This window comes from Arthrobacter sp. Helios (assembly GCF_023167125.1).
GTDB lineage: Bacteria > Actinomycetota > Actinomycetes > Actinomycetales > Micrococcaceae > Arthrobacter_B > Arthrobacter_B luteolus.
In genome coordinates this window covers 2,350,299-2,372,802 of sequence record NZ_CP095402.1, presented here as the reverse complement: position 1 = coordinate 2,372,802, position 22,504 = coordinate 2,350,299, and the positions used below count along the sequence as shown (strand labels likewise).

Genomic DNA, 22,504 nt, shown 5'->3' with positions numbered 1-22,504 from the left:
CCCCCCCATGCAGACCAACACCGAAAACAAAGCCAACACCGCCAACACCGCCTACACCGTCGCCGTCCTGGGCCTTGGCGCCATGGGACTGCCGATGGCAACCCGGCTGGCCACCGGACTCACGGTGCACGGGTTCGACATCGCCGCCGCACGGCTGGAACTGGCCGAGGCCGCCGGCATCAGGACTTTCGGCTCCGGTGCGGACGCCGCCGCCGGTGCCGACGCCGTCCTGCTGGCCGTGCGCAACGGCGCGCAGCTGAACGACGTGCTCTTCGGCGACACCGGCATCGCCCCGGCGCTGAAGCCCGGCGCCGTGGTCGTGATGACCAGCACCGTCGGCGTCGCCGCGGTCACCGACGTCGCCGCCCGCCTCGCGGAGCAGGACGTTGAACTCGTCGACGCCCCGCTGTCCGGCGGCCCGGTGCGTGCCGGTGAAGGCGACCTGCTGATCGTGGTTGGTGCTACCGAAGCAGCCCAGGCGGCAGCCAAGCCCGTCCTGGAACTGCTCGCCTCCACCCTGAGCATCGTCGGGAACAAGCCCGGTGACGGCCAGGCCCTGAAGACCGTGAACCAGCTGCTCTGCGGTGTCCACATCGCCGCGGCTGCCGAGGCTATGGCCCTGGCCGACGCCCTCGGACTGGACCGTGAAAAAACGCTGGATGCGCTGCAGGCCGGCGCCGCTGCGTCCTTCATGCTCGGCAACCGCGGGCCGCGCATGCTCCAGGCCTACGAGGAAGAAGGCGCCGAGGTGCTCTCCCGGCTCGACATCTTCGTCAAGGACATGGGGATCGTCACCAAGGCTGCCCGCGAAACTGCGCTGCCGACTCCGGTCGCCGCAGCCGCCGAACAGCTCTACCTGCTGGGCCAGGCAGCCGGCCTGGGCGCAGCGGATGACTCCGCCGTCATCAAGGTCGTTGCACCGGTCCGCCCCGCCCCGTAACCGGGCACACCTTCCACAGTTCAAAAACATCACCCGCACCTGTCAAAGGAGACACCGATGAGCGCTATGACGCTCTTGATCATTGCGGTGGCCGGCGTTGCAGTCCTGCTGCTCGCCGTCATCAAGTTCAAGATTCCGGCCTTCCTGGCCCTGCTGACTGTCAGCGTCCTGGTGGCGATCGCCGCCGGCATCCCGCTGGATGAAGTCATCACCTCAGTCCAATCCGGCCTCGGCGGAACCCTTGGATCCGTCGCCATCCTGGTGGGGCTGGGCGCCATGCTCGGCAAGATGATCGAGCTTTCCGGCGGCGCCGAGGCGCTGGCCGGCAAGTTCACCAGGATCCTCGGGCCGAAGCGGGTTACCGCAGCCCTGACGGCCGCGGCCTTCCTGCTGGCCATCCCGGTGTTCTTCGACGTCGGCTTCATTATCCTGGTGCCGATCATCTACGGCTTCGCTAAAGCCGCCGGTGTTAGCCCGCTCAAGGTGGGCCTGCCCGTGGCAGCGATCATGCTTGCCGTGCATGTGGTTGTCCCGCCGCACCCGGGAATTGTCGGCGGCGCGGGGGTCATCGGCTCGGACATTGGCTGGATCACGATCATTGCCCTGGCCATCTGCGCCGTCCTGGGCGTGCCGGCCTACCTCACTGCCAAGTGGATGAACCGCCGTGACTACCCGATGCTGCCTGCCACGGCAGAACAGTTCCGCCTCTTCGGCAGCGGCAAGTCCGAAGTGGAGCTGGAATCCGGTGCCGGCGGCACCGCCGTCAAGACGAAGACCGAAGTGCAGGCCCCGCCCAGCCCGGCCATGATCATCGCACTGATCGTCCTGCCGATCGTGATGATCATGCTCGGAACGGTCAGCGCCGTCGTCCTTCCCGAGGGGTCCGCTGCCCTGCCGGCCCTGGGCCTTATCGGCTCACCCGTCATCGCACTCCTGGTGACCGTGTTCCTGGCCTTTATCTTCCTCGGCATCCGCCGCGGCTGGAGCGCCTCCACAACGGGCGAGGTCATGGACGCCGCCCTGGCACCGGCGGCAATCGTCATCCTGGTGACCGGTGCCGGCGGTGCGTTCGGCAAAGTCCTCACCGAGTCGGGCATCGGTACCGCACTGGCGGACACGCTGTCTTCCGCCGGCCTGCCGATCCTGCTGATGGGTTACCTCCTGGCCGCAGTGCTGCGCGCTGCCCAGGGCTCGGCGACGGTCGCCATCGTCACCACCGCCGGCCTGCTGGCCGCATCGGTCGGCGCGGGGGAGTACTCCGCCCTGCAGATGGCCCTGATCACCATTGCCATCGGATTCGGCGCGTTCGGTTTCTCCCACGTCAACGACTCAGGTTTCTGGATCGTGACCCGTTACCTCGGCCTGTCCGTGGCGGACGGGCTCAAGACCTGGACGGTGCTCACCACCATCCTGGGCCTCTGCGGCTTCGCGCTGACCAGCCTCCTGTGGCTGATCCTGTCCCCGCTGGCAGGCTGACGTGCGGGCCCGGCTGAACGACGTCGTTGCCGGTGAATTGGCGGACGGCGGTGCCGTGCCGGCACTGACCTGCTACGACTTCACCACGGCACTTGCTGTGGTTGGCGCAGCAGAGGAGGCCGGACAGCCGGTCATCCTGCTGGTGGCGCCCAAGACCGCCGCGGGACCTGGCGGGATGCGGCTCATTTCGGCCCTGCGAGGCCTGGCCGACGCAGCGTCCGTGCCGGTCCTGGTCCAGCTGGACCACGCCGCCGACCCGCAGCTCATCCTCGCCGCGGCCACAGCGGGTGCGGACAGCGTCCTCGCCGACGGTTCGTCGCTGGAACCCGCAGCGAACGCGGCGTTCGTGGCCGGCGTCGTGCGCTCACTGGCGGGGCTGGACATCGTAGTGGAGGCTGAGCTTGGAGCCCTGCCCGGTGACGAGGACGACGCCTCGGCAGCCGCGGAAGCAGACCGCTTTGCCGGAATGACGGACCCGGCACTGGTGGCCGGGTTCCTTGCGGCCTCCGGCGCCGGGCTGCTGGCAGTCGCCGTCGGCAACGTCCACGGCAACTACAAGGGTGAGCCGCACCTGGACTGGAACCGGCTCGGTGCGGTGAAGGCCGCGGCCGGAACCGTTCCGCTGGTCCTGCACGGTGCCTCTGGCCTCGACGAGGCGGACCTGCGCCGCGCTCCCGGTGCAGGGATCGGAAAGGTCAATATCAACACGGAACTGCGGACCTCCACGCTTGCCGCGGTGGCCGAAGCCCTTCCGGGCATGCAGGCAGCGGGCCAGAACATGCTGGGACTGCTGGGTGTCTGGAGCGGCTCCGCGGCGGCGACCGCCGCCTGGGCGCTGGAACTGCTGCGCCCGGGGACCCGGGACCTGTAGGGGCGTGAATCGCCGGCGCGGCCATGGCTGCGCCGGCGATTTGGCCTCCCGGGGATTCTCCCCTAAGCTTGAACTACCAAAGACCGTCGGTCGATGTGCATTCAATCCCACCGTTTGGCTGAACCATCAGTCTTCCACGTGTGGAACCCGGTTGGAGAAACATCCGAAAGTCCCTTTATAGGGCGGCCTGCGCAGGTGAACGAACTGAACTCCGGACCCAGTCTGTTGAGTAAAGCCCCGTGCATCTGCCCGGGGCGTTTTTTATGTTCGGGACCCGATCCACCGGCACTATTTCCCCGGAAGGAGGGTTATGGCAACGCCAACAAAGGTGTCAGCAGTCGAAGAGATCGCCAACGATTTCAAGGATTCGACCGCTGCTGTCCTAACCGAATACCGCGGGCTCACCGTTGCACAGCTCAAGGAGCTGCGCCGTTCGCTCGGCCAGGACACCAAGTACTCGGTCGTGAAGAACACCCTGACGGGCATTGCAGCCAAGGAAGCCGGCATCGATGCATTCGATGGCCAGCTCTCCGGCCCCACTGCAATCGCCTTCATCAAGGGTGACGCAGTTGCGGCTGCAAAGAGCCTGACGGATTTTGCCAAGACCAACCCGCAGCTGATCATCAAGACCGGTGTCTTCGAGGGCAACAACCTCGACGCAGCCGGTGTTGCTGCCCTTGCTGCGCTTGAATCCCGTGAGTTCCAGCTTGCACGTGTCGCCGGTGTCCTCAAGGCTCCGATGTCCATGCTGGCCCGCACGGCAGATGCGCTGCGTGTGAAGCTCGAAGAGGAGAGCGGCGCCCCCGCTGCTCCTGCTGCAGAAGAGGCCCCGGCCGCTGCAGAAGAAGCTCCCGCCGCAGAAGCAGCCACCGAAGAGTAGAACCTCTTCTCATCCAATCTCCGGTGCCTGCGAGCACCAACTATAGGAAGGACGCCACATCATGGCGAAGCTCACCAACGAAGAGCTCATTGAGGCTTTCAAGGAACTGTCCATCATCGAGCTCTCCGACTTCGTGAAGCTCTTCGAAGAGACGTTCGACGTCACCGCTGCTGCTGTTGCAGTTGCCGGTCCGGCTGGCGGCGGCGCTGCTGAAGCTGCCGAAGAGCAGAGCGAATTCGATGTTGTTCTCGAATCCGCTGGCGAAAAGAAGATTGCAGTGATCAAGGAAGTCCGCGCGCTGACTTCCCTGGGGCTGAAGGAAGCCAAGGACCTGGTTGACAGTGCTCCGAAGGCCATCCTCGAAGGTGCCAACAAGGAAACCGCCGAAAAGGCAAAGGAAGCCCTCGAGGCTGCCGGCGCAACGGTTACCCTCAAGTAGCATTGCCTTGCGGCCCAGCCGCATTGCTTCGAAAACCCCCGCTTCCTGCACAGGAAGCGGGGGTTTTTGCTTTGCCCCGGGAGGCAGCCTTCGAACTTGGGGAGGGGCAGACTAGGGGAGGGACAGCGGTTCGGTGATGTCGATGACCTGGGCGTCCAACGCAGCCAGCAGGTCATCACCGTTCACGAATAGGCTGGCCCCGTGCTCGCCGGCACCCATCGAAACGCGTTTGCCCCGGATGGCCGGTGCGGCGAAGACCGGCCAGCTGATGGTGCTGCCCAGCGGCGTAATCGTGCCGCGGGCGTAACCCGTGGCTTCGAAGGCCTCCCCGGCCGGCGGCAGGGTGAGCTTGTTGGCGCCGGCCGCCGCCCGCAGCTTGGGCCAGGAGATTTGCTCGTCGCCGGGGACCAGCACAAACAGGTACTCCCCGGCCTTCCGCCGGACCACTAAGGACTTCACAATCTCCCCGGGGCTGATCCCCAGTAAGGCGGCCGCTTCGGCCAGGGAGGACGCATCCGGGCGGTCAATGATCTCTACGTCCAGCCCCAGTTCCCGGGCGGCAGCCTGCACCCGCTCCCGGCCCCGGACCTGCTCGGCCTCCACTACGCGCGGTACAGCAGGAGGGCTTCGCCCTGACCGCCGCCTCCACAGAGCCCGACGGCGGCACGCCCCGAGCCGCGCCGGTTGAGTTCGTGCGCGGCGTGCAGCGCCAGCCTTGCCCCGGACGCCCCGATCGGGTGGCCGAGGGCAATCGCTCCGCCGTGGATATTGCAGTCGGCCAGGTCCATGCCCAGCTCCTGCAGCGACTGCACGGCGACGGATCCGAAGGCCTCGTTGATCTCCACGAAATCCAGGTCACCGGCAGTCCACCCGGCCCGCTTCAGCGCCTGGGATATAGCGTTGGCCGGCTGGGAATGCAGGCTGTTGTCCGGTCCGGCCACCTGGCCGGGCATGCCCACCACGGCGAGGATCTCCAGGCCCTGCTCCTCGGCGAAGGCCCGCGAGGTCAGCACGACGGCGGCAGCGCCGTCGGAGAGCGGGGAGGAGTTACCTGCCGTGATGGTGCCGTCCGCGGCGAAGGCCGGACGCAGGCCGGCAAGGGTTTCCACTGTGGTGCCCGGACGGATGCCTTCATCTGCCGTCAGCACCACCGGTTCACCCTTGCGCTGCGGCACGGTGACCGGTGTTATCTCGACGTCGAATATTCCCGCCGCTGCCGCCGCTGCGGCGCGCTGGTGGGAGGCAGCTGCCACCTCGTCCTGGGCAGTGCGCCCGATGCCCAGGGCGGAGTTGCCCCGTTCGGTGGAGACACCCATCGATTCGTTGTCGAAAGCGTCGGTGAGGCCGTCGTGGGCCACGGAATCCAGCACCGACATGCTGCCGTAGTTCCAGCCCTGCCGTGAACCGGGCAGCACGTGCGGGCCGCGGGTCATCGATTCCTGCCCGCCGGCTACGGCCACCGTGGCCTCCCCGCTGCGGATCAGGCGGGCTGCATCGGTAATCGAGGCCAGCCCGGAGAGGCAGACCTTGTTGATGGTCACCGTCGGCACGTCCCAGCCCAGGCCTGCCTTGATGGCCGCCTGCCGCGCGGGATTCTGCCCGCACCCGGCCTGGACCACGTGCCCCATGATCAGCGTGTCGACCTGGGACGGATCAACGCCGGAACGCTCCAGTGCGCCGGCGATGGCGAAGGCGCCCAGTTCGACGGCGGTAAACGGAGCCAGCTGGCCGTTCAGCCGGCCCTGCGGGGTGCGGGCTCCACCCACGATCACCACGTCCATGGCTCGGTTTGATCCGGGTTCTGCAGTTGCTGGGGTGCTCATGCGGCCAGTCCACTCTCGTCGAAGGGAATCAGTTCCTGAAGGAAACAGCTGCCCCTAGGCTACCTTTTGGACGTGGTGCGGGACACACCGCCGGAAGTGCGCCCGGGCGGGCCTTTCCCGCACCGCACTCCCGCACTTTGCGGCCAGGGCAGCCCGGCCAAGGAAGCGGGAGAGGACCCGGCAGTGGAAGTGGCAGCGGGCCAGGTTCGGGACGCGGCACAGGGAAATCGCGCACACCCGGCGGACTTGGGGTACGCTTATTCCTAGCCAGCCACAAATCGGTACGCTGGCACCGCGCCCGTAGCTCCCCGGACAGGAAGCCGCAGTCAGGAACCTCTTGGTTCAGAGCTGCTGGATCCAGGGTTGAGCTGGCAGGGGTTTCGAATACCGGGTAGACTTCTGTGTCCCCAATGCCATATAGTAGATATTTGCTTCCCTCTCTTAACCTTCAGCCTTCATATAGCGGTGGGCTGTGTCACGGGCCAGGCGGCGTCCGGATCGTTCAAATGCATGGAAAATGCTCCGTTTTGAACCATTCCGACGTGCGTTACGCCCGGTCAGGACGCACGCGGACCAGGTCCGTCAGTGCAGAGGGGGAGCGTGAAACACGCCTGAAGGTCTGTGGAAGGATCCCTCTTGGTCGCCTCGAGCACCTCTAATAATGCAACCGCTACCAATCCGGAGAACGCAGCGTCCCGGATTTCATTCGCAAAGATTCACGAACCGCTGGATGTTCCCAATCTTCTTGCCCTGCAGACGGACAGCTTTGACTGGCTCGTCGGCAACGAGCGCTGGAAGGAACGCGTAAGGAAGGCGCAGGAAGCGGGCGAGGCAGGCTTCGCCACAACCTCCGGCCTCTCGGACATCTTCGAAGAAATCTCCCCGATCGAGGACTTCCAGGGCACCATGTCCCTGAGCTTCTCCGAGCCGGAATTCGCGGACCCGAAGTACACCATGGCCGAATGCAAGGACCGGGACGCAACGTACTCGGCTCCGCTGTACGTCAAGGCCGAGTTCATGAACAACAACACGGGCGAGATCAAGCAGCAGACCGTGTTCATGGGCGACTTCCCGCTGATGACCGACAAGGGCACCTTCGTCATCAACGGCACCGAGCGCGTTGTCGTCTCCCAGCTGGTCCGGTCCCCGGGCGCCTACTTTGAGCGCACCGCTGACAAGACCAGCGACAAGGACATCTACACCGCGAAGATCATCCCTTCCCGCGGTGCCTGGTTCGAACTCGAAATCGACAAGCGCGACCAGGTGGGCGTCCGCCTGGACCGCAAGCGCAAGCAGTCCGTCACCATCCTGCTGAAGGCTCTGGGCTGGACCGAGGGCCAGATCCTGGAAACCTTCGGCGAGTACGACTCGATCCGCGCCACCCTGGAGAAGGATCCCACGGAGACCCAGGAAGATGCCCTGCTGGACATCTACCGCAAGCTCCGTCCGGGAGAGCCGCCCACGGTCGAGGCAGCGAAGACCCTGCTGGAGAACCTGTACTTCAACCCGAAGCGCTACGATCTGGCCAAGGTTGGCCGTTACAAGATCAACCGCAAGCTCGGCGTCGAGAAGGCCATCACCGATTCTGATGCCTCGGTCCTGAACATCGACGACATTGTCGCCATGATCAAGTTCCTCGTTGCGCTGCACGCCGGCGAGAAGACTGTTCCGGGCAAGCGCAACGGCGAAGACGTGGACATCCGCGTTGAGGTCGACGACATTGACCACTTCGGCAACCGCCGTATCCGCGCCGTGGGCGAGCTGATCGAGAACCAGATCCGCACCGGCCTGTCCCGCATGGAGCGTGTGGTCCGTGAACGGATGACCACCCAGGACGTCGAAGCCATCACGCCTCAGACCCTGATCAACATCCGTCCGGTCGTTGCTGCGATCAAGGAGTTCTTCGGAACCTCCCAGCTCTCGCAGTTCATGGATCAGAACAACCCGCTGGCCGGTCTGACCCACAAGCGCCGCCTGTCCGCGCTGGGCCCGGGCGGTCTGTCCCGTGACCGTGCAGGCATGGAAGTCCGAGACGTCCACCCCTCGCACTACGGCCGTATGTGCCCGATCGAAACCCCTGAAGGTCCGAACATCGGCCTGATCGGTTCGCTGGCATCCTACGCCCGGATCAACGCTTTCGGTTTCATCGAAACCCCGTACCGCAAGGTTGTGGACGGCGTCGTGACCGACCAGGTCGACTACCTGACGGCAGACGACGAAGTCGAGCGCACGATCGCACAGGCAAACGCCCCGCTGCGTGCCGACAACCACTTCGAAGAGGACCTGGTCCTCGTCCGTGCCCGCGGCGGATCCGGCGAGCCCGTGCTCGTCGAGCCCACCGAGGTCGAGTACATGGACGTTTCCCCGCGCCAGATGGTGTCGGTGGCAACCGCCCTGATTCCGTTCCTTGAGCATGACGATGCCAACCGTGCCCTCATGGGTGCGAACATGCAGCGCCAGGCCGTGCCCCTGCTCCGCTCCGAGCGTCCCGTGGTGGGCACCGGCATGGAGAAGTACGCAGCTATCGACGCCGGCGACTCCGTCACCGCGCTCAAGGCCGGCGTCGTCACCGAGGTGTCCGCTGACCTCGTCACCGTCATGAACGACGACGGCACCGAGACCAGCTACCCGATCATGAAGTTTGCGCGCTCGAACCAGGGCAACGCCTACAACCAGCGCGTGATCGTTTCCGAAGGCACCCGGGTTGAGGTCAACGACGTTATCGCCGACGGCCCCTCCACCGACCAGGGCGAACTGGCACTGGGCAAGAACCTGCTCGTGGCATTCATGTCCTGGGAAGGCCACAACTACGAGGATGCGATCATCCTCTCCCAGCGCATGGTCTCCGACGATGTCCTGACCTCGATCCACATCGAGGAGCACGAAGTTGATGCCCGCGACACCAAGCTCGGTGCCGAGGAAATCACCCGTGACATCCCGAATGTGTCCGAGGAAGTGCTCTCGCAGCTCGACGAGCGCGGCATCATCCACATCGGTGCCGAGGTTGAAGCAGGAGACATCCTGGTTGGCCGCGTGACGCCGAAGGGCGAAACGGAACTCACTCCCGAAGAGCGCCTGCTGCGCGCCATCTTCGGTGAGAAGAGCCGCGAAGTCCGCGACACCTCCCTGAAGGTTCCCCACGGCGAGTCCGGAACCGTCATCGGCGTGCGTATCTTCGACCGTGACAACGACGACGAGCTGCCCCCGGGCGTCAACCAGCTGGTGCGCGTCTACGTTGCCCACAAGCGCAAGATCACCGACGGCGACAAGCTGGCCGGCCGCCACGGCAACAAGGGCGTTATCTCCAAGATCCTGCCGATCGAGGACATGCCGTTCATGGAAGACGGCACCCCCGTCGACATCGTCCTGAACCCGCTGGGTGTTCCGGGCCGAATGAACGTTGGCCAGGTCCTGGAAATCCACCTGGGCTGGGCTGCCAAGCAGGGCTGGAAGATCGAGGGAGAGCCGGACTGGGTCAAGGACCTGCCTGCACTGCCGCGTGAATCCGCTCCCACCACTGTTGCCACCCCGGTGTTCGACGGTGCCAGCGAGGACGAAATCACCAACCTCCTGGATGCCACGAACGTGACCCGCGACGGCGACCGCCTGATCGGTGCTTCCGGTAAGGCCCGTCTGTTCGACGGCCGCTCCGGCCAGCCGTTCCCGGATCCGATCTCCGTTGGCTACATGTACATCCTGAAGCTGCACCACCTTGTCGACGACAAGATCCACGCACGCTCCACGGGTCCGTACTCCATGATCACCCAGCAGCCGCTGGGTGGTAAGGCACAGTTCGGCGGCCAGCGCTTCGGTGAAATGGAAGTCTGGGCCCTGGAAGCCTACGGTGCCGCGTACACCCTGCAGGAACTGCTCACCATCAAGTCCGATGACATCCATGGCCGCGTCAAGGTCTACGAAGCCATCGTGAAGGGTGAGAACATCCCGGAGCCCGGCGTTCCGGAATCGTTCAAGGTGCTCATCAAGGAAATGCAGTCGCTCTGCCTGAACGTGGAAGTACTCTCCACCGAAGGCAACACGATTGAAATGCGTGACTCGGATGAAGAAGTCTTCCGGGCCGCGGAAGAGCTGGGTATTGATCTGTCCCGCGCAGAGCCGAGCTCAGTCGAAGAGGTTTAGGTTTTCCATCCCGGCTGGCGCCGGGAGGCCCGGAACGGCGGCAACGAAATTCCGCAGCTCGCAGAGCTCGCTCGGAATATTAAAGCCGCCTAACCCGGACCACCCGGCGCCGTTGGGGTAGTCACCTTAGTTCTTCCCGTACCCGAGACATTCAGATTTAGAGAACAAGAGAGAACAGGGACCCATGTCCAACGATTCCACGTTCGGCCTCATGCGAATCGGCCTTGCCACTGCGGACGAAATCCGCAACTGGTCTTACGGCGAGGTCAAAAAGCCGGAAACCATTAACTACCGAACCCTGAAGCCGGAGAAGGACGGTCTTTTCTGCGAGAAGATCTTCGGTCCGTCCCGCGACTGGGAATGCTACTGCGGTAAGTACAAGCGAGTCCGCTTCAAGGGCATCATCTGTGAACGCTGTGGTGTTGAAGTAACCCGTGCCAAGGTCCGCCGCGAGCGGATGGGCCACATCGAGCTCGCTGCTCCGGTTACCCACATCTGGTACTTCAAGGGTGTTCCCTCCCGCCTGGGTTACCTGCTGGACCTGGCACCGAAGGACCTGGAGAAGGTCATCTACTTCGCTGCCTACATGATCACCTCGGTGGATGAAGAGAACCGCCACACCGAGCTGCCCAACCTGCAGGCCGAGCACGACCTGGAGCGCAAGCACCTCGTCGACCAGCGCGACTCCGACATCGCCGCGATCGCCAAGGACCTTGAGAACGAGCTCGCCCGTCTCGAAGGTGAAGGCGCCAAGGCTGCCGATAAGAAGAAGGCCCGCGACTCCGCCGACCGCCAGATGGCCAAGGTCCGCCGCGACGCCGACAACAACATCGAACGCCTCGAGCAGGTCTGGGAGCGCTTCAAGAACCTCAAGGTCGGCGACCTCGAGGGCGACGAAGGCCTCTACCGCGAACTGCGCGACCGTTACGGCCTGTACTTCGAAGGCTCCATGGGTGCCGAAGCCATCAAGAAGCGTCTTGAAGACTTCGACATGCAGGCAGAGTCCGAGAACCTTCGCGAGATCATCCAGAACGGCAAGGGCCAGCGCAAGACGCGTGCCCTGAAGCGCCTGAAGGTTGTCAACGCGTTCCTGACCACGACCAACAGCCCGATGGGCATGGTCCTCGACGCCGTACCGGTGATCCCGCCGGAACTGCGCCCGATGGTTCAGCTCGACGGCGGCCGTTTCGCGACGTCCGACCTCAACGACCTGTACCGCCGTGTGATCAACCGCAACAACCGCCTGAAGCGGCTGCTTGACCTCGGTGCTCCCGAGATCATCGTGAACAACGAAAAGCGCATGCTCCAGGAAGCCGTTGACTCCCTGTTCGATAACGGCCGCCGCGGCCGTCCGGTCACCGGACCGGGCAACCGCCCGCTGAAGTCGCTCTCGGACATGCTCAAGGGCAAGCAGGGCCGGTTCCGCCAGAACCTGCTCGGCAAGCGCGTTGACTACTCCGGCCGTTCCGTGATTGTGGTTGGTCCGCAGCTGAAGCTGCACCAGTGTGGCCTGCCCAAGCAGATGGCACTGGAGCTCTTCAAGCCGTTCGTGATGAAGCGCCTGGTTGACCTCAACCACGCCCAGAACATCAAGAGCGCCAAGCGCATGGTCGAGCGTTTCCGTCCGCAGGTCTGGGACGTGCTTGAAGAGATCATCACCGAACACCCGGTGCTGCTCAACCGTGCACCTACCCTGCACCGCCTCGGTATCCAGGCCTTCGAGCCGCAGCTGGTTGAGGGCAAGGCCCTGCAGCTGCACCCGCTGGTCTGTGGCGCCTTCAACGCTGACTTCGACGGCGACCAGATGGCAGTCCACCTGCCGCTGAGCCCCGAAGCACAGGCTGAAGCACGCATCCTGATGCTGTCCTCGAACAACATCCTGAAGCCGTCCGACGGCCGTCCGGTGACCCTGCCTTCGCAGGATATGATCATCGGCCTGCACCACCTGACCACCAAGCGTCAGGGCGCAGCCGGCGAAGGCCGAGTGTTCTCCTCGATGGCGGAAGCCGTGATGGCACACGACCTTGGCGAACTGCACCTGAACGCACCGGTCCGGATCCGCGTCGAGGGCTTCATCCCCAGCGAGGACCAGCCGGCTCCGGAAGGCTGGGAAGAAGGCACTCCTGCCCTCATCCCGACCTCCCTTGGCCAGGTTCTCTTCAACCAGACCCTGCCGGCGGACTACCCGTGGGTTGAGTCGGTTGCGGACAAGGGCCAGCTTTCGAAGATCGTCAACGATCTTGCCGAGCGGTACCCGAAGGTCGTCACCGCGGCAACGCTGGATAACCTGAAGGATTCCGGTTTCTACTGGGCCACCCGCTCGGGCGTTACCGTCGCCATCTCGGACATCGCTGCTCCGATCGACAAGCCTGCCATCATGGAGGTTTACGAAGCACGTGCAGCCAAGGTTGAAAGCCAGTACGGCAAGGGCCTGATCGCTGAAGACGAGCGCCGTCAGGAACTGATCGACATCTGGAACCAGGCAACGAACGAAGTTGCCAAGGCTATGCGCGACAACATGCCGATCGAGAACAACATCAACCGCATGGTTTCCTCGGGTGCACGAGGCAACTGGCTGCAGGTCCGGCAGATCGCCGGTATCCGTGGCCTGGTGGCCAACCCGAAGGGCGAGATCATCCCGCGCCCGATTAAGTCCTCCTACCGTGAGGGCCTGTCGGTGCTGGAATACTTCATCGCCACCCACGGTGCCCGTAAGGGCCTGGCTGACACCGCCCTGCGTACCGCCAACTCGGGTTACCTGACCCGTCGTCTGGTGGATGTTTCGCAGGACGTTATTGTCCGCGAAGAGGACTGCGGCACCGAGCGTGGCCTGAACGTCACGATCGCTGTTCCGGATCACAACGGTGAGCTGCAGCTGCACGAAGAGGTCGAGAACTCGGCGTACGCCCGTACGCTGGCCACCGACGTCTCCGATGCGGAAGGCAACGTCCTGGCCAAGGGCGGCGACGACGTCGGCGATGTGCTGATCGAGAAGCTGTTCAACGCCGGTGTCACCGACATCAAGGTCCGCTCCGTGCTGACCTGTGAGTCCGCCGTTGGTACCTGTGCCCTTTGCTACGGCCGTTCGCTGGCCACCGGCAAGACCGTGGACATCGGCGAGGCAGTCGGCATCATCGCCGCACAGTCCATCGGTGAGCCCGGTACCCAGCTGACCATGCGTACCTTCCACACCGGTGGTGTTGCTTCCGCGGAAGACATCACCCAGGGTCTGCCCCGTATCCAGGAGCTCTTCGAAGCACGTACCCCCAAGGGTGTTGCTCCGATCTCCGAGACGGCCGGACGGGTCACCATCGAAGAGACCGACCGCCAGATGCGTCTGGTTGTCACTCCCGATGACGGCTCCGAGGAAATCGCCTACCCGGTTCTGCGCCGTGCCCGCCTGCTGGTTGCCGACGGCGACCACGTTGAGGTTGGCCAGCAGCTGGTTGCAGGTGCAGTGGATCCCAAGCAGATCCTCCGCATCCTCGGCCCGCGCAAGGCACAGGAGTTCCTGGTGGACGAAGTCCAGCGCGTGTACCGCAGCCAGGGCGTAGGCATCCACGACAAGCACGTGGAAGTCATCGTCCGGCAGATGCTGCGCCGCGTGACCGTGATCGAGTCCGGCGATTCCGACCTGCTCCCGGGTGAGCTGGCCGAGCGCCGCCGCTTCGAGAGTGAGAACCGCCGCGTGGTCTCCGAGGGCCGCCGTCCGGCTGCCGGGCGTCCGGAGCTGATGGGTATCACCAAGGCATCCCTGGCGACCGAGTCCTGGCTGTCCGCTGCTTCCTTCCAGGAAACCACCCGCGTCCTGACGCAGGCGGCCATGGAAGGCAAGAGCGATCCGCTGCTCGGCCTCAAGGAAAACGTCATCATCGGTAAGCTGATCCCGGCCGGAACGGGCCTGCCCCGTTACACCGAGGTCACTGTCGAACCGACGGAGGAAGCAAAGGCCAATCTCTTCACCGGCCCGAGCGCCTTCAGCGACTTCGACTACGCCGGAGTTGACGGCGGCCTGAGCCCTGAGTTCCACGCCATCCCGCTGGATGACTACGACATGGGCAGTGAGTTCCGCTAAACCGGAGCGAAGCCAAGTGGAAGGACCCCGCCTTTGGGCGGGGTCCTTCCCCGTTTAAGCCCGCGCCAGCCGCTGCCCGGCGTTGCGCCGGAGCAGTTGTGCCAGAGTATGGGTATGGCCAATTCACCCTCCGGCGACTCCATGGCCGAGCGCATCCTGCGGCTGATCTCGGCTTTCGACGCCGAACACCCCACCATGCCGGCGGCCACGCTGGCCCGGCGGGCCGGGCTTCCGCTGTCCACCACCCACCGGCTGGCTGGTGAGCTGGTGGCGCTGCAGGTCCTGCAGCGTGGGGACAGGGGCGAACTGCGCCTTGGCCTAAGGCTCTGGGAACTGGCGAACCGGAGCTCCGCCGCCCTTGACCTGCGGCAGGTTGCGATGCCCTTTATGGAGGACATCCAGGCGGTCATCCGCCAGCACACCCAGCTCTCCGTACTGCAGGAGGATGAGGTGCTCTTCATCGAACGGCTCTCCAGCCGCGGCTCGGTCTCCAACTTCGCCAAGGTCGCCGGCAGGCTGCCGCTGCATATTTCCTCCTCGGGCATGGTGATGATGGCCCACTCACCCCGGCACGTGCAGGAAGCGTTCCTGGACCGCCACCGCGGCGACCCCACCCCCTTTCCCGCGCCGGATTCCCTCCGGCGGCAGTGGGCGGGTATCCGGCGGGAAGGCAGCGCCACCCTGCCCGGCGTCGTCGACCCGGAAACCACCGGCATCGCCGTGCCGGTTTTCGGTCCGCTGGGCACCGCGGTGGCTGCGCTGGGGGTGGTGGTGCCGCTCGGCCGGGAGAACACGGCAGCCACCGTGCCGGCACTGATGACTGCCGCCCGGGGCATCTCCCGCGGACTGGGCACCTACACCTCAGGCGCCGGCCCGCGGGCCGGCGTTTCGGAGCAGACAGCGATCTGAGAGGCTCCGACATCCGGGGCTACCAATTCTCATTGAATGAGAACCGCCTCGCCGTGCGTATGTGCGTGTCCTCACACTTGAGTCAGGGGCATCCGTTCCCGGAGTTTTAGCTTGTCCACAAAGGAGTTCAGCGTTGGCTGCAGAGCGTACCGTCATCAAGACCCAAGTCGGCATCGTTGGAGGTGGTCCCGCTGGCCTGATGCTCTCGCATATGCTCGCAAAGTCCGGGATTGAGAACATCGTCGTGGAAAAGCGGGACCACGAAACCATCCGCACCACCCACCGTGCCGGCATCCTGGAACACGGCAGCGTGCGCATGCTCACCGAGGGTGGTGTCAGCGACCGGGTCCTCACGGAGGGTTACAAGCACGACGGCATCGACCTGCGCTTTGGCGGGGTAAGCCACCGCATCGACTTCGAAGAGCTGGTGGGGGAGTCCGTCTGGCTCTACCCGCAGAACGAGGTCTTCGTTGACCTGGCGGCTGCCCGCGAGCGGGACAACGGCGACGTCCGCTACGCCGTCACCGGCACGGAGGTGCTGGACCAGACAACATCGGTTCCCAAGATCCGTTTCACGGACGCTGAAGGTACCGACTTCGAACTCCACTGCGACATCCTGGTCGGCGCTGACGGATCCCAGGGCATCTGCAAACGTTCCATCCCGAAGGAACTGCGGACAGATAACTTCATCGAATACCCGTTCGCCTGGTTCGGCATCCTGACCGAAGCACCGCCGAGCGCCCCGGAACTGATCTACGCCAACTCCGACTACGGCTTCGCCCTGATCAGCCAGCGCAATGACAACGTCCAGCGCATGTACTTCCAGTGTGATCCGAATGAGGACGCCGGCGCCTGGAGCGATGAGCAGATCTGGGCAGAGCTTCAGCGCCGGGTGGACGGGCCGGACGGATTCCAGCTCAAGCGCGGCCCGATCTTCGAGAAGACGGTCCTGAAGTTCCGCAGCTATGTCTGTGAACCGATGCGCTACGGCAACATGTTCCTCGCCGGCGATGCCGGACACACCGTTCCGCCGACCGGCGCCAAGGGCCTGAACCTGGCCCTCGCCGACGTCAAGGTGCTTTTCGAGGCCATCGACTCCTTCTACGCAACGAAGTCCCCGGAGCTGCTCGACGGCTACAGCGACAAGGCGCTCCAACGGGTCTGGCGCGCGCAGAATTTCTCCTACTGGATGACCTCCATGCTGCACACCCGGACGGACGCCAGTCCGTTCGAGCGCAAGCGGGCCCTCGGAGAGCTTAACGGTGTTGTTTCCTCCCGCCACGGTCAGTCCTACCTGGCCGAGGCCTACACCGGCTGGCCGGAAAAGTAACACCGCCAGGCACCACCTGCGTTCGTATTGTGAACGCACGTCCACAAAGTGAACAAGCGTGTAATGTGGTAGAAGCCACTGGGATGCTTGGACGATGACGAGGACGCGTCGTGTACGCATCCTGTTGAAAGGAAAAATCATGGAGACGGAAAACGGCCTGTTCCCCCAGGACCAGCCAGTGGAGGGCCCGGACTCGGCACAGAGCTCGCAGGATGAGATCACCGCGGAGATCCAGGATGTCCACGCTGCCTACCGCAAGGGACTGGAAGACGGCGACGCCGAAGAGACCCAGCCCCGCCTGGACTTCCGCCCGTACCGCAGTTCCATCCTGCGCCACCCCACCAAGGACCCGCACCACACGGATCCCGAGACGATCGAACTCTGGTCACCGGCCTTCGGCCACCAGGATGTCCACGCCCTCGAATCGGACCTGACCATCCAGCACAACGGGGAACCCCTCGGCGAGCGGATCGTCGTCGCAGGCCGCATCCTCGACGGCGACGGCCGCCCGGTACGCAACCAGCTGGTGGAAATCTGGCAGGCCAACTCCGCCGGCCGCTACATCCACAAGCGCGACCAGCACCCGGCACCCATCGATCCCAACTTCACCGGCGTGGGCCGCTGCATCACGGATGACGACGGCAACTACAGCTTCACCACCATCAAGCCCGGACCGTACCCGTGGAAGAACCACTACAACGCCTGGCGCCCGGCGCATATCCACTTCTCGCTGTTCGGCACCGACTTCACCCAGCGCATGATCACCCAGATGTACTTCCCCGGTGATCCGCTGTTCTCCCTGGACCCGATCTACCAGTCGATTACCGACCAGAAAGCCCGGGACCGGCTTGTGGCCACATACGACCACAACCTCACCCAGCACGAATGGAGCACCGGCTACAACTGGGACATCGTGCTGACCGGCAGCAACCGCACCTGGATGGAAGACGAGGACGCAGAGTAATGAGCGAGCAGAAACTCACCGCAACCCCCGGCCAGACGGTCGGGCCGTTCTACGGCTATGCGCTGCCTTTTTCGAAGGACAACGAACTGGTCCACCCCGGTGCCAAGGGCGCCATCCGGGTCCAGGGAACGGTCCGCGACGGTGCGGGCGAAGTCATTCCCGACGCGCTGCTGGAAATCTGGCAGGCAGATGAAGACGGCAGCATTCCGCAGCAGACCGGTTCGCTGGTCCGGGACAGCTACACCTTCACAGGCTGGGGCCGCGCCGCCGTCGACAACGTGGGCAACTACACCTTCACCACGGTGAATCCGGGCCCGACCGAGGAAGGCTCAGCACCGTTCATCTCGGTGGTGATCTTCGCCCGCGGCCTGCTGAACAAGCTGCACACCCGCATGTACCTGCCGGACGACGAAGCCGCTCTGGCCAAGGATCCGCTGCTCTCCTCCCTCCCGGAGGACCGCCGCCGCACCCTGATCGCCGCGCGCGAGGCTGACGGCGGCCTGCGCTGGGACATCAAGCTGCAGGGCGAAGACGAGACCGTCTTCCTCGCCTACCCGGGAGCGTAATTCCTTGGGCTCCGCGGAAACTGCCGACTACGGACTACTGTCGCCGGCATGGGCCGGCACCCGCGCCGCAGCGCTGACCTCCGACGAGGCACTGCTGCAGGCCATGCTCGACGTCGAACTCGAGTGGCTGCGGGTGCTCGCCTCCGCGGGCCTGATCAACCCCGGGATTCCAGACGCCGTTGCTCCCGCCTGCCAGGCTTCGCGATATGACATCGCGGACCTGGCAGCGCGGGCGCAGGGCGGCGGAAACCCAGTTATTCCCCTCCTGGCCGACCTGCGGGCGCTGGTCCGCGCCGAGGCCCCGGATGCCGCCGGTCCCATCCATAAGGCGGCCACCAGCCAGGACATCCTGGACTCAGCCCTGATGCTGATGGCCTCCCGCACACTGGAGACCATTCTGGCGGACGCACGCCGGGTGGAAACCGCCCTCGGGGCGCTGGCACGCCGGCACGCCGGAACCGTCAGCGTGGCCCGCACCCTGACCCAGCATTCCCTGCCGTCAACCTTCGGCTTGAAGGCCGCGCAGTGGCTCCACGGGATCGGGCAGGCCACCGCGGCGCTGGACACCACTGCTGCGGCCCTGCCCCTGCAGTGGGGCGGCGCCTCCGGCACGATGGCGGCCCTCACTGCCGCCGCCGATGCGGCGGACCGCAGCCCCCTGGACCTGTCCGCGGACCTGGCCGGCAGGCTGGGCCTCGCCGATCCCGTGGCCCCGTGGCAGACCAACCGGCTCCCGGTCACCCGCCTGGGCGCATCCCTGGCGGACCTGCTCGCTGCGGCGGGAAAGATCTCCAACGATGTGCTGCTGCTGAGCCGTCCGGAAATCGGCGAAGTCAGTGAACCGCGTGAAGCCGGCCGCGGCGGTTCCTCGGCCATGCCGCAAAAGCAGAATCCGGTGCTCTCCGTCCTGATCCGCAGCGCCGCCCTGGCGGCACCCGGCTACACCGTGATGCTGCAGGCCGCAGCCGGAGCAGCGGACGACGAACGGCCCGGCGGGTCCTGGCACGTCGAGTGGCAGCCCCTGCGCCAGCTGCTGCGGCTGGCCGGGGGAGCGGTGGCGAAACTGGCTGAACTCACCGAGGGACTGACAGTCCACACCGGTGCCGTGGCCAGGAACCTGCAGCTCGCCGGCCCACTGGTCGTGAGCGAAAAAGTCATGGCACGCGTTGCCCCGCTGCTGGACGACGGAGAGCCCGGGCAGGGCAAAAAACGCGTCCAGGAGCTGGTGGGCCGTTCCCTGGCCGGTGAAGACTTTGCCGAGCTGCTGCGCGGGACCGTTCCCGCCGGACAGCTCGGGGACCAGGAACTCACCGAACTCCTGGACCCTGCCAACTACCTGGGCCAATCAGCTGCCCTGATCGACCGAATTGTCTCGGCCTACCCCGGAAGGACGAACGCGTGAGCGTCCCGCAGATTAAAGCAACACAACTCTCCAATGCCGGCCCGGACGCTCCCGTCCTGATCGCCGGTCCGTCCCTCGGCACCTCCGGCACGGCACTGTGGAGCAGCACCGCGGCGCTGCTCGACGGGTACACGGTCATCGCCTGGGACCTGCCCGGCCACGGCAACAGCCCGGCAGCAGCAGAAGGCTTCAGCCTGGCGGAACTGGCCGCAGCAGTCAGCGGTCTCGTGGACAGTGCGGTCTCGGCCGGAGACATCTCCGCCGCCCAGGACCGTTACTACGCCGGGGTCTCCCTAGGCGGAGCAGTCGGCCTGCAGCTGGGACTCGACTTCCCGGAGGCTTTCCGGAAGCTGGCGATCCTGTGCTCGGGTGCCAAGATCGGCGACGCCGAGGGCTGGGAAGCGCGCGCGGAAACAGTGCGCGGCCAGGGCACACCGGCCGTCCTGATCGGTTCGGCGCAGCGCTGGTTTGCCGAAGGCTTCATCGAGCGGAACAAGGACACCTCGGCTGCCCTGCTGCATTCCCTGCAGGACGCCGACCGCTTCTCCTATGCCTACTGCTGCCAGGCCCTGGCCGGATTCGATGTCCGGGAGCGCCTGGGCGGAATCTCAGCTCCCGTGCTGGCGGTGGCCGGCGCGGAGGATGCCGTCGCCCCCGCGTCCTTCGCCGAGCTGATCGCAGCCGGCGTTCCCAACGGACGGTCCGCCGTCGTCCCCGATGCCGCGCACCTGGTGCCGGCCGAACAACCCGCGGAGACCGCGAAGCTGCTCAGCAGTTTTTTTGGCCCCGCCCAGTAAATCCGGCACAAAACAAGAAAGCGATTCCGTGAGCGAGAACAGCGCCAAAACCCAGCAGGACATCTACGACGAAGGTATGGCGGTCCGCCGCCAGGTGCTCGGAGATGCCCACGTGGACCGGGCCAACGCAGCAAAAGACGAGTTCACCTCCGATTTCCAGGACATGATCACGCGTTATGCCTGGGGCACCATCTGGACCCGTCCGGGCCTGGACCGGACCATGCGCAGTGCCATCACGCTCACCGCCCTGATCGCCCATGGCCATCTGGAGGAACTCGCGATGCATGTGCGCGCGGCGCTGCGCAACGGCCTGACCCGGGATGAGATCAAGGAAGTCATCCTGCAGTCGGCCATCTACTGCAGCGTTCCCTCCGCGAACTCGGCCTTCAAGGTAGCGCAGGGTGTTTTCGCCGAACTGGACGCCGCCGAAGTGAGCGCCGAGGCCGGCAGCACCGAAGCCTGACGCAGCCAAGGCCATCCGGGGCGGCTTCCGCCGTCCGTCTTAAACCGCCATGTCCGGAAAGGGCTGGCGGTTTCGGACATTCTTAGATAAATTCGCATCTTGTACGCATGTTCGGTCCGCGAACATTTTTGGAAGCTGTACGCAGTACGCAGTACGGAGGTTCGCGGATTCGTCCGCGGATATACCGCATGCAGCACCCAGCAAAGGAGCCATGGTGAATCAGGCCTACATTTACGACGCAGTCCGGACCCCGTTCGGACGCTTCGGCGGAGCCCTCGCAGCGGTGCGCCCCGACGATCTCGCTGCCCAGGTGGTCCAGGCCGCCGTCTCGCGGGCACCGGGACTCGACCCCGAGCGCATCGATGAGGTGATCTTCGGAAACGCCAACGGCGCCGGCGAAGAAAACCGCAACGTCGCCCGCATGGCCACCCTGCTGGCCGGGCTGCCGGTCTCCATCCCCGGCACCACGGTCAACCGCCTGTGCGGCTCCTCCCTGGACGCCGCAATGATCGCCTCCCGGCAGATCAACTCCGGTGACGCTGACCTGATGCTGGTCGGCGGAGCCGAGTCCATGAGCCGAGCGCCCTGGGTTCTGCCGAAGAACGAAAAGCCCTATCCGGCCGGAGACCAGACCCTGGCCTCCACCACGCTGGGCTGGCGCCTGGTCAACCGGAACATGCCCAAGGAATGGACAGTGTCCCTCGGTGAGGCCACCGAGCAGCTCCGGGAGAAGTACGGAATCACCCGGGAACGCCAGGATGCCTTCGCGGCGCGGTCGCACGAGCTGGCAGCCAAAGCCTGGGATGAAGGGCGCTACGGTAACCTGACCGTCGCCGTGGACGGCGTTGACCTCTCCCGCGACGAGAGCATCCGAGCCGGGTCCACCGTGGAGAAACTGGCCACGCTGAAGACGGTCTTCCGTCCCGTCTCCGAAGAACCCTCCGGCGGCACGGTCACCGCCGGCAACGCCTCCCCGCTGAACGACGGCGCCTCCGCCGCGTGGCTGGGCAGCGAAGCCGCAGCACAGATGCTCGGACTTGATCCGCTGGCCCGCATCGCCGGCAGGGGAGCGGCCGCCAACGAGCCGCAGTACTTCGGCTACGCACCGGTTGAAGCAGCCAATACCGCCCTGAAACGGGCAGGCATCTCCTGGAGCGACGTTTCCGCCGTCGAACTTAACGAAGCCTTCGCCGCGCAGTCACTGGCCTGCATGGATGCCTGGGACATTGATCCCAACATCGTCAACGCCTGGGGCGGCGCCGTTTCGATCGGCCACCCGCTGGGCGCCTCCGGAACCCGGATCCTCGGCACGCTGGCCCGCCGCCTGGAATCCTCCGGTGAACGCTGGGGCGTCGCCGCCATCTGCATCGGCGTCGGCCAGGGCCTCGCCGTCGTACTTGAAAACACCAAAGCCTAACTTTCCAGGGAGAAC

17 protein-coding genes are annotated in these 22,504 nt (G+C 65.2%); 15 read left to right on the top strand and 2 right to left on the bottom strand.

The genetic code is table 11. The features are described from left to right. Nucleotides 1–7 precede the first annotated feature (7 nt). From ArtHe_RS10655 to rplL, 5 genes are all read left to right on the top strand, one after another. A complete protein-coding gene (locus tag ArtHe_RS10655; RefSeq protein WP_248316750.1) occupies nt 8–940 on the top strand; it encodes an NAD(P)-dependent oxidoreductase in 933 nt (310 codons plus the stop codon). A 57-nt stretch (nt 941–997) separates the two neighbouring features. Beyond that, nucleotides 998–2,416 (top strand): GntP family transporter, encoded by a 1,419-nt coding sequence (locus ArtHe_RS10650; RefSeq protein ID WP_248316749.1) that lies wholly within the window; start codon nt 998–1,000, stop codon nt 2,414–2,416. A gap of 1 nt (nt 2,417) precedes the next feature. Continuing rightward, nucleotides 2,418–3,287, top strand: coding sequence for a class II fructose-bisphosphate aldolase (locus tag ArtHe_RS10645; RefSeq protein WP_248316748.1), 870 nt, complete (start codon nt 2,418–2,420; stop codon nt 3,285–3,287). Nucleotides 3,288–3,597: 310 nt separating this feature from the next. Further along, entirely contained in the window at nt 3,598–4,167 is a 570-nt protein-coding gene (gene rplJ, locus ArtHe_RS10640; RefSeq protein WP_191746901.1) for a 50S ribosomal protein L10, read from the top strand. Nucleotides 4,168–4,228: 61 nt separating this feature from the next. Further along, on the top strand, nt 4,229–4,606 hold the full coding sequence (gene rplL / locus ArtHe_RS10635) for a 50S ribosomal protein L7/L12 (protein WP_066296012.1): 378 nt from the start codon (nt 4,229–4,231) through the stop codon (nt 4,604–4,606). A 111-nt stretch (nt 4,607–4,717) separates the two neighbouring features. Here the strand turns inward: rplL and ArtHe_RS10630 are convergent, their stop codons facing one another. Both ArtHe_RS10630 and ArtHe_RS10625 read right to left on the bottom strand, forming a co-directional pair. Then, nucleotides 4,718–5,209, bottom strand: a complete 492-nt coding sequence (locus tag ArtHe_RS10630) for a YbaK/EbsC family protein (protein ID WP_248316747.1) — start codon at nt 5,207–5,209, stop codon at nt 4,718–4,720. After that, nucleotides 5,209–6,429, bottom strand: a complete 1,221-nt coding sequence (locus tag ArtHe_RS10625; RefSeq protein ID WP_248316746.1) for an acetyl-CoA C-acetyltransferase — start codon at nt 6,427–6,429, stop codon at nt 5,209–5,211. The genes ArtHe_RS10630 and ArtHe_RS10625 overlap by 1 nt, the downstream gene beginning before the upstream one ends. A 636-nt stretch (nt 6,430–7,065) precedes the next feature. Between ArtHe_RS10625 and rpoB the strand changes: the two genes are divergently transcribed. The 10 genes from rpoB (at nt 7,066) to ArtHe_RS10575 (ending at nt 22,489) form a co-directional block, all read left to right on the top strand. Then, nucleotides 7,066–10,566: a DNA-directed RNA polymerase subunit beta gene (gene rpoB, locus ArtHe_RS10620; protein WP_248316745.1), complete on the top strand. Its 3,501-nt coding sequence runs from the start codon at nt 7,066–7,068 to the stop codon at nt 10,564–10,566. 184 nt (nt 10,567–10,750) lie between these two features. Then, on the top strand, nt 10,751–14,641 hold the full coding sequence (locus ArtHe_RS10615; protein ID WP_248316744.1) for a DNA-directed RNA polymerase subunit beta': 3,891 nt from the start codon (nt 10,751–10,753) through the stop codon (nt 14,639–14,641). 114 nt (nt 14,642–14,755) lie between these two features. Then, nucleotides 14,756–15,550: an IclR family transcriptional regulator gene (locus ArtHe_RS10610; protein WP_248316743.1), complete on the top strand. Its 795-nt coding sequence runs from the start codon at nt 14,756–14,758 to the stop codon at nt 15,548–15,550. Nucleotides 15,551–15,683: 133 nt separating this feature from the next. Further along, entirely contained in the window at nt 15,684–16,880 is a 1,197-nt protein-coding gene (locus ArtHe_RS10605; RefSeq protein ID WP_248316742.1) for a 4-hydroxybenzoate 3-monooxygenase, read from the top strand. 139 nt (nt 16,881–17,019) lie between these two features. After that, the gene (gene pcaH / locus ArtHe_RS10600) at nt 17,020–17,844 is read left to right on the top strand and encodes a protocatechuate 3,4-dioxygenase subunit beta (protein ID WP_066295984.1); all 825 of its coding nucleotides are present in this window, start codon (nt 17,020–17,022) and stop codon (nt 17,842–17,844) included. Next, on the top strand, nt 17,844–18,410 hold the full coding sequence (gene pcaG, locus ArtHe_RS10595) for a protocatechuate 3,4-dioxygenase subunit alpha (protein WP_248316741.1): 567 nt from the start codon (nt 17,844–17,846) through the stop codon (nt 18,408–18,410). Before pcaH ends, pcaG begins: the two co-directional genes overlap by 1 nt. A 4-nt stretch (nt 18,411–18,414) precedes the next feature. After that, nucleotides 18,415–19,812 (top strand): lyase family protein, encoded by a 1,398-nt coding sequence (locus tag ArtHe_RS10590; RefSeq protein ID WP_248316740.1) that lies wholly within the window; start codon nt 18,415–18,417, stop codon nt 19,810–19,812. Continuing rightward, complete coding sequence (locus ArtHe_RS10585) at nt 19,809–20,609, top strand: alpha/beta fold hydrolase (RefSeq protein ID WP_248316739.1); 801 nt, start codon at nt 19,809–19,811, stop codon at nt 20,607–20,609. Before ArtHe_RS10590 ends, ArtHe_RS10585 begins: the two co-directional genes overlap by 4 nt. 28 nt (nt 20,610–20,637) lie before the next feature. Beyond that, nucleotides 20,638–21,072, top strand: coding sequence for a 4-carboxymuconolactone decarboxylase (gene pcaC, locus ArtHe_RS10580; protein ID WP_282568683.1), 435 nt, complete (start codon nt 20,638–20,640; stop codon nt 21,070–21,072). Between the two features lie 214 nt (nt 21,073–21,286). Continuing rightward, nucleotides 21,287–22,489, top strand: coding sequence for a thiolase family protein (locus tag ArtHe_RS10575; RefSeq protein WP_248319754.1), 1,203 nt, complete (start codon nt 21,287–21,289; stop codon nt 22,487–22,489). The last annotated feature ends 15 nt before the right edge of the window (nt 22,490–22,504 follow it).

Bases quoted from the DNA above. Each gene is read 5' to 3' on its own strand.
- ArtHe_RS10615 (WP_248316744.1), top strand. From the start codon at position 10,751: ATGTCCAACGATTCCACGTTCGGCCTCATGCGAATCGGCCTTGCCACT.
- ArtHe_RS10625 (WP_248316746.1), bottom strand. From the start codon at position 6,429: ATGAGCACCCCAGCAACTGCAGAACCCGGATCAAACCGAGCCATGGAC.
- ArtHe_RS10655 (WP_248316750.1), top strand. From the start codon at position 8: ATGCAGACCAACACCGAAAACAAAGCCAACACCGCCAACACCGCCTAC.
- rplJ (WP_191746901.1), top strand. From the start codon at position 3,598: ATGGCAACGCCAACAAAGGTGTCAGCAGTCGAAGAGATCGCCAACGAT.
- pcaG (WP_248316741.1), top strand. From the start codon at position 17,844: ATGAGCGAGCAGAAACTCACCGCAACCCCCGGCCAGACGGTCGGGCCG.
- ArtHe_RS10610 (WP_248316743.1), top strand. From the start codon at position 14,756: ATGGCCAATTCACCCTCCGGCGACTCCATGGCCGAGCGCATCCTGCGG.
- ArtHe_RS10650 (WP_248316749.1), top strand. From the start codon at position 998: ATGAGCGCTATGACGCTCTTGATCATTGCGGTGGCCGGCGTTGCAGTC.
- rplL (WP_066296012.1), top strand. From the start codon at position 4,229: ATGGCGAAGCTCACCAACGAAGAGCTCATTGAGGCTTTCAAGGAACTG.
- pcaH (WP_066295984.1), top strand. From the start codon at position 17,020: ATGGAGACGGAAAACGGCCTGTTCCCCCAGGACCAGCCAGTGGAGGGC.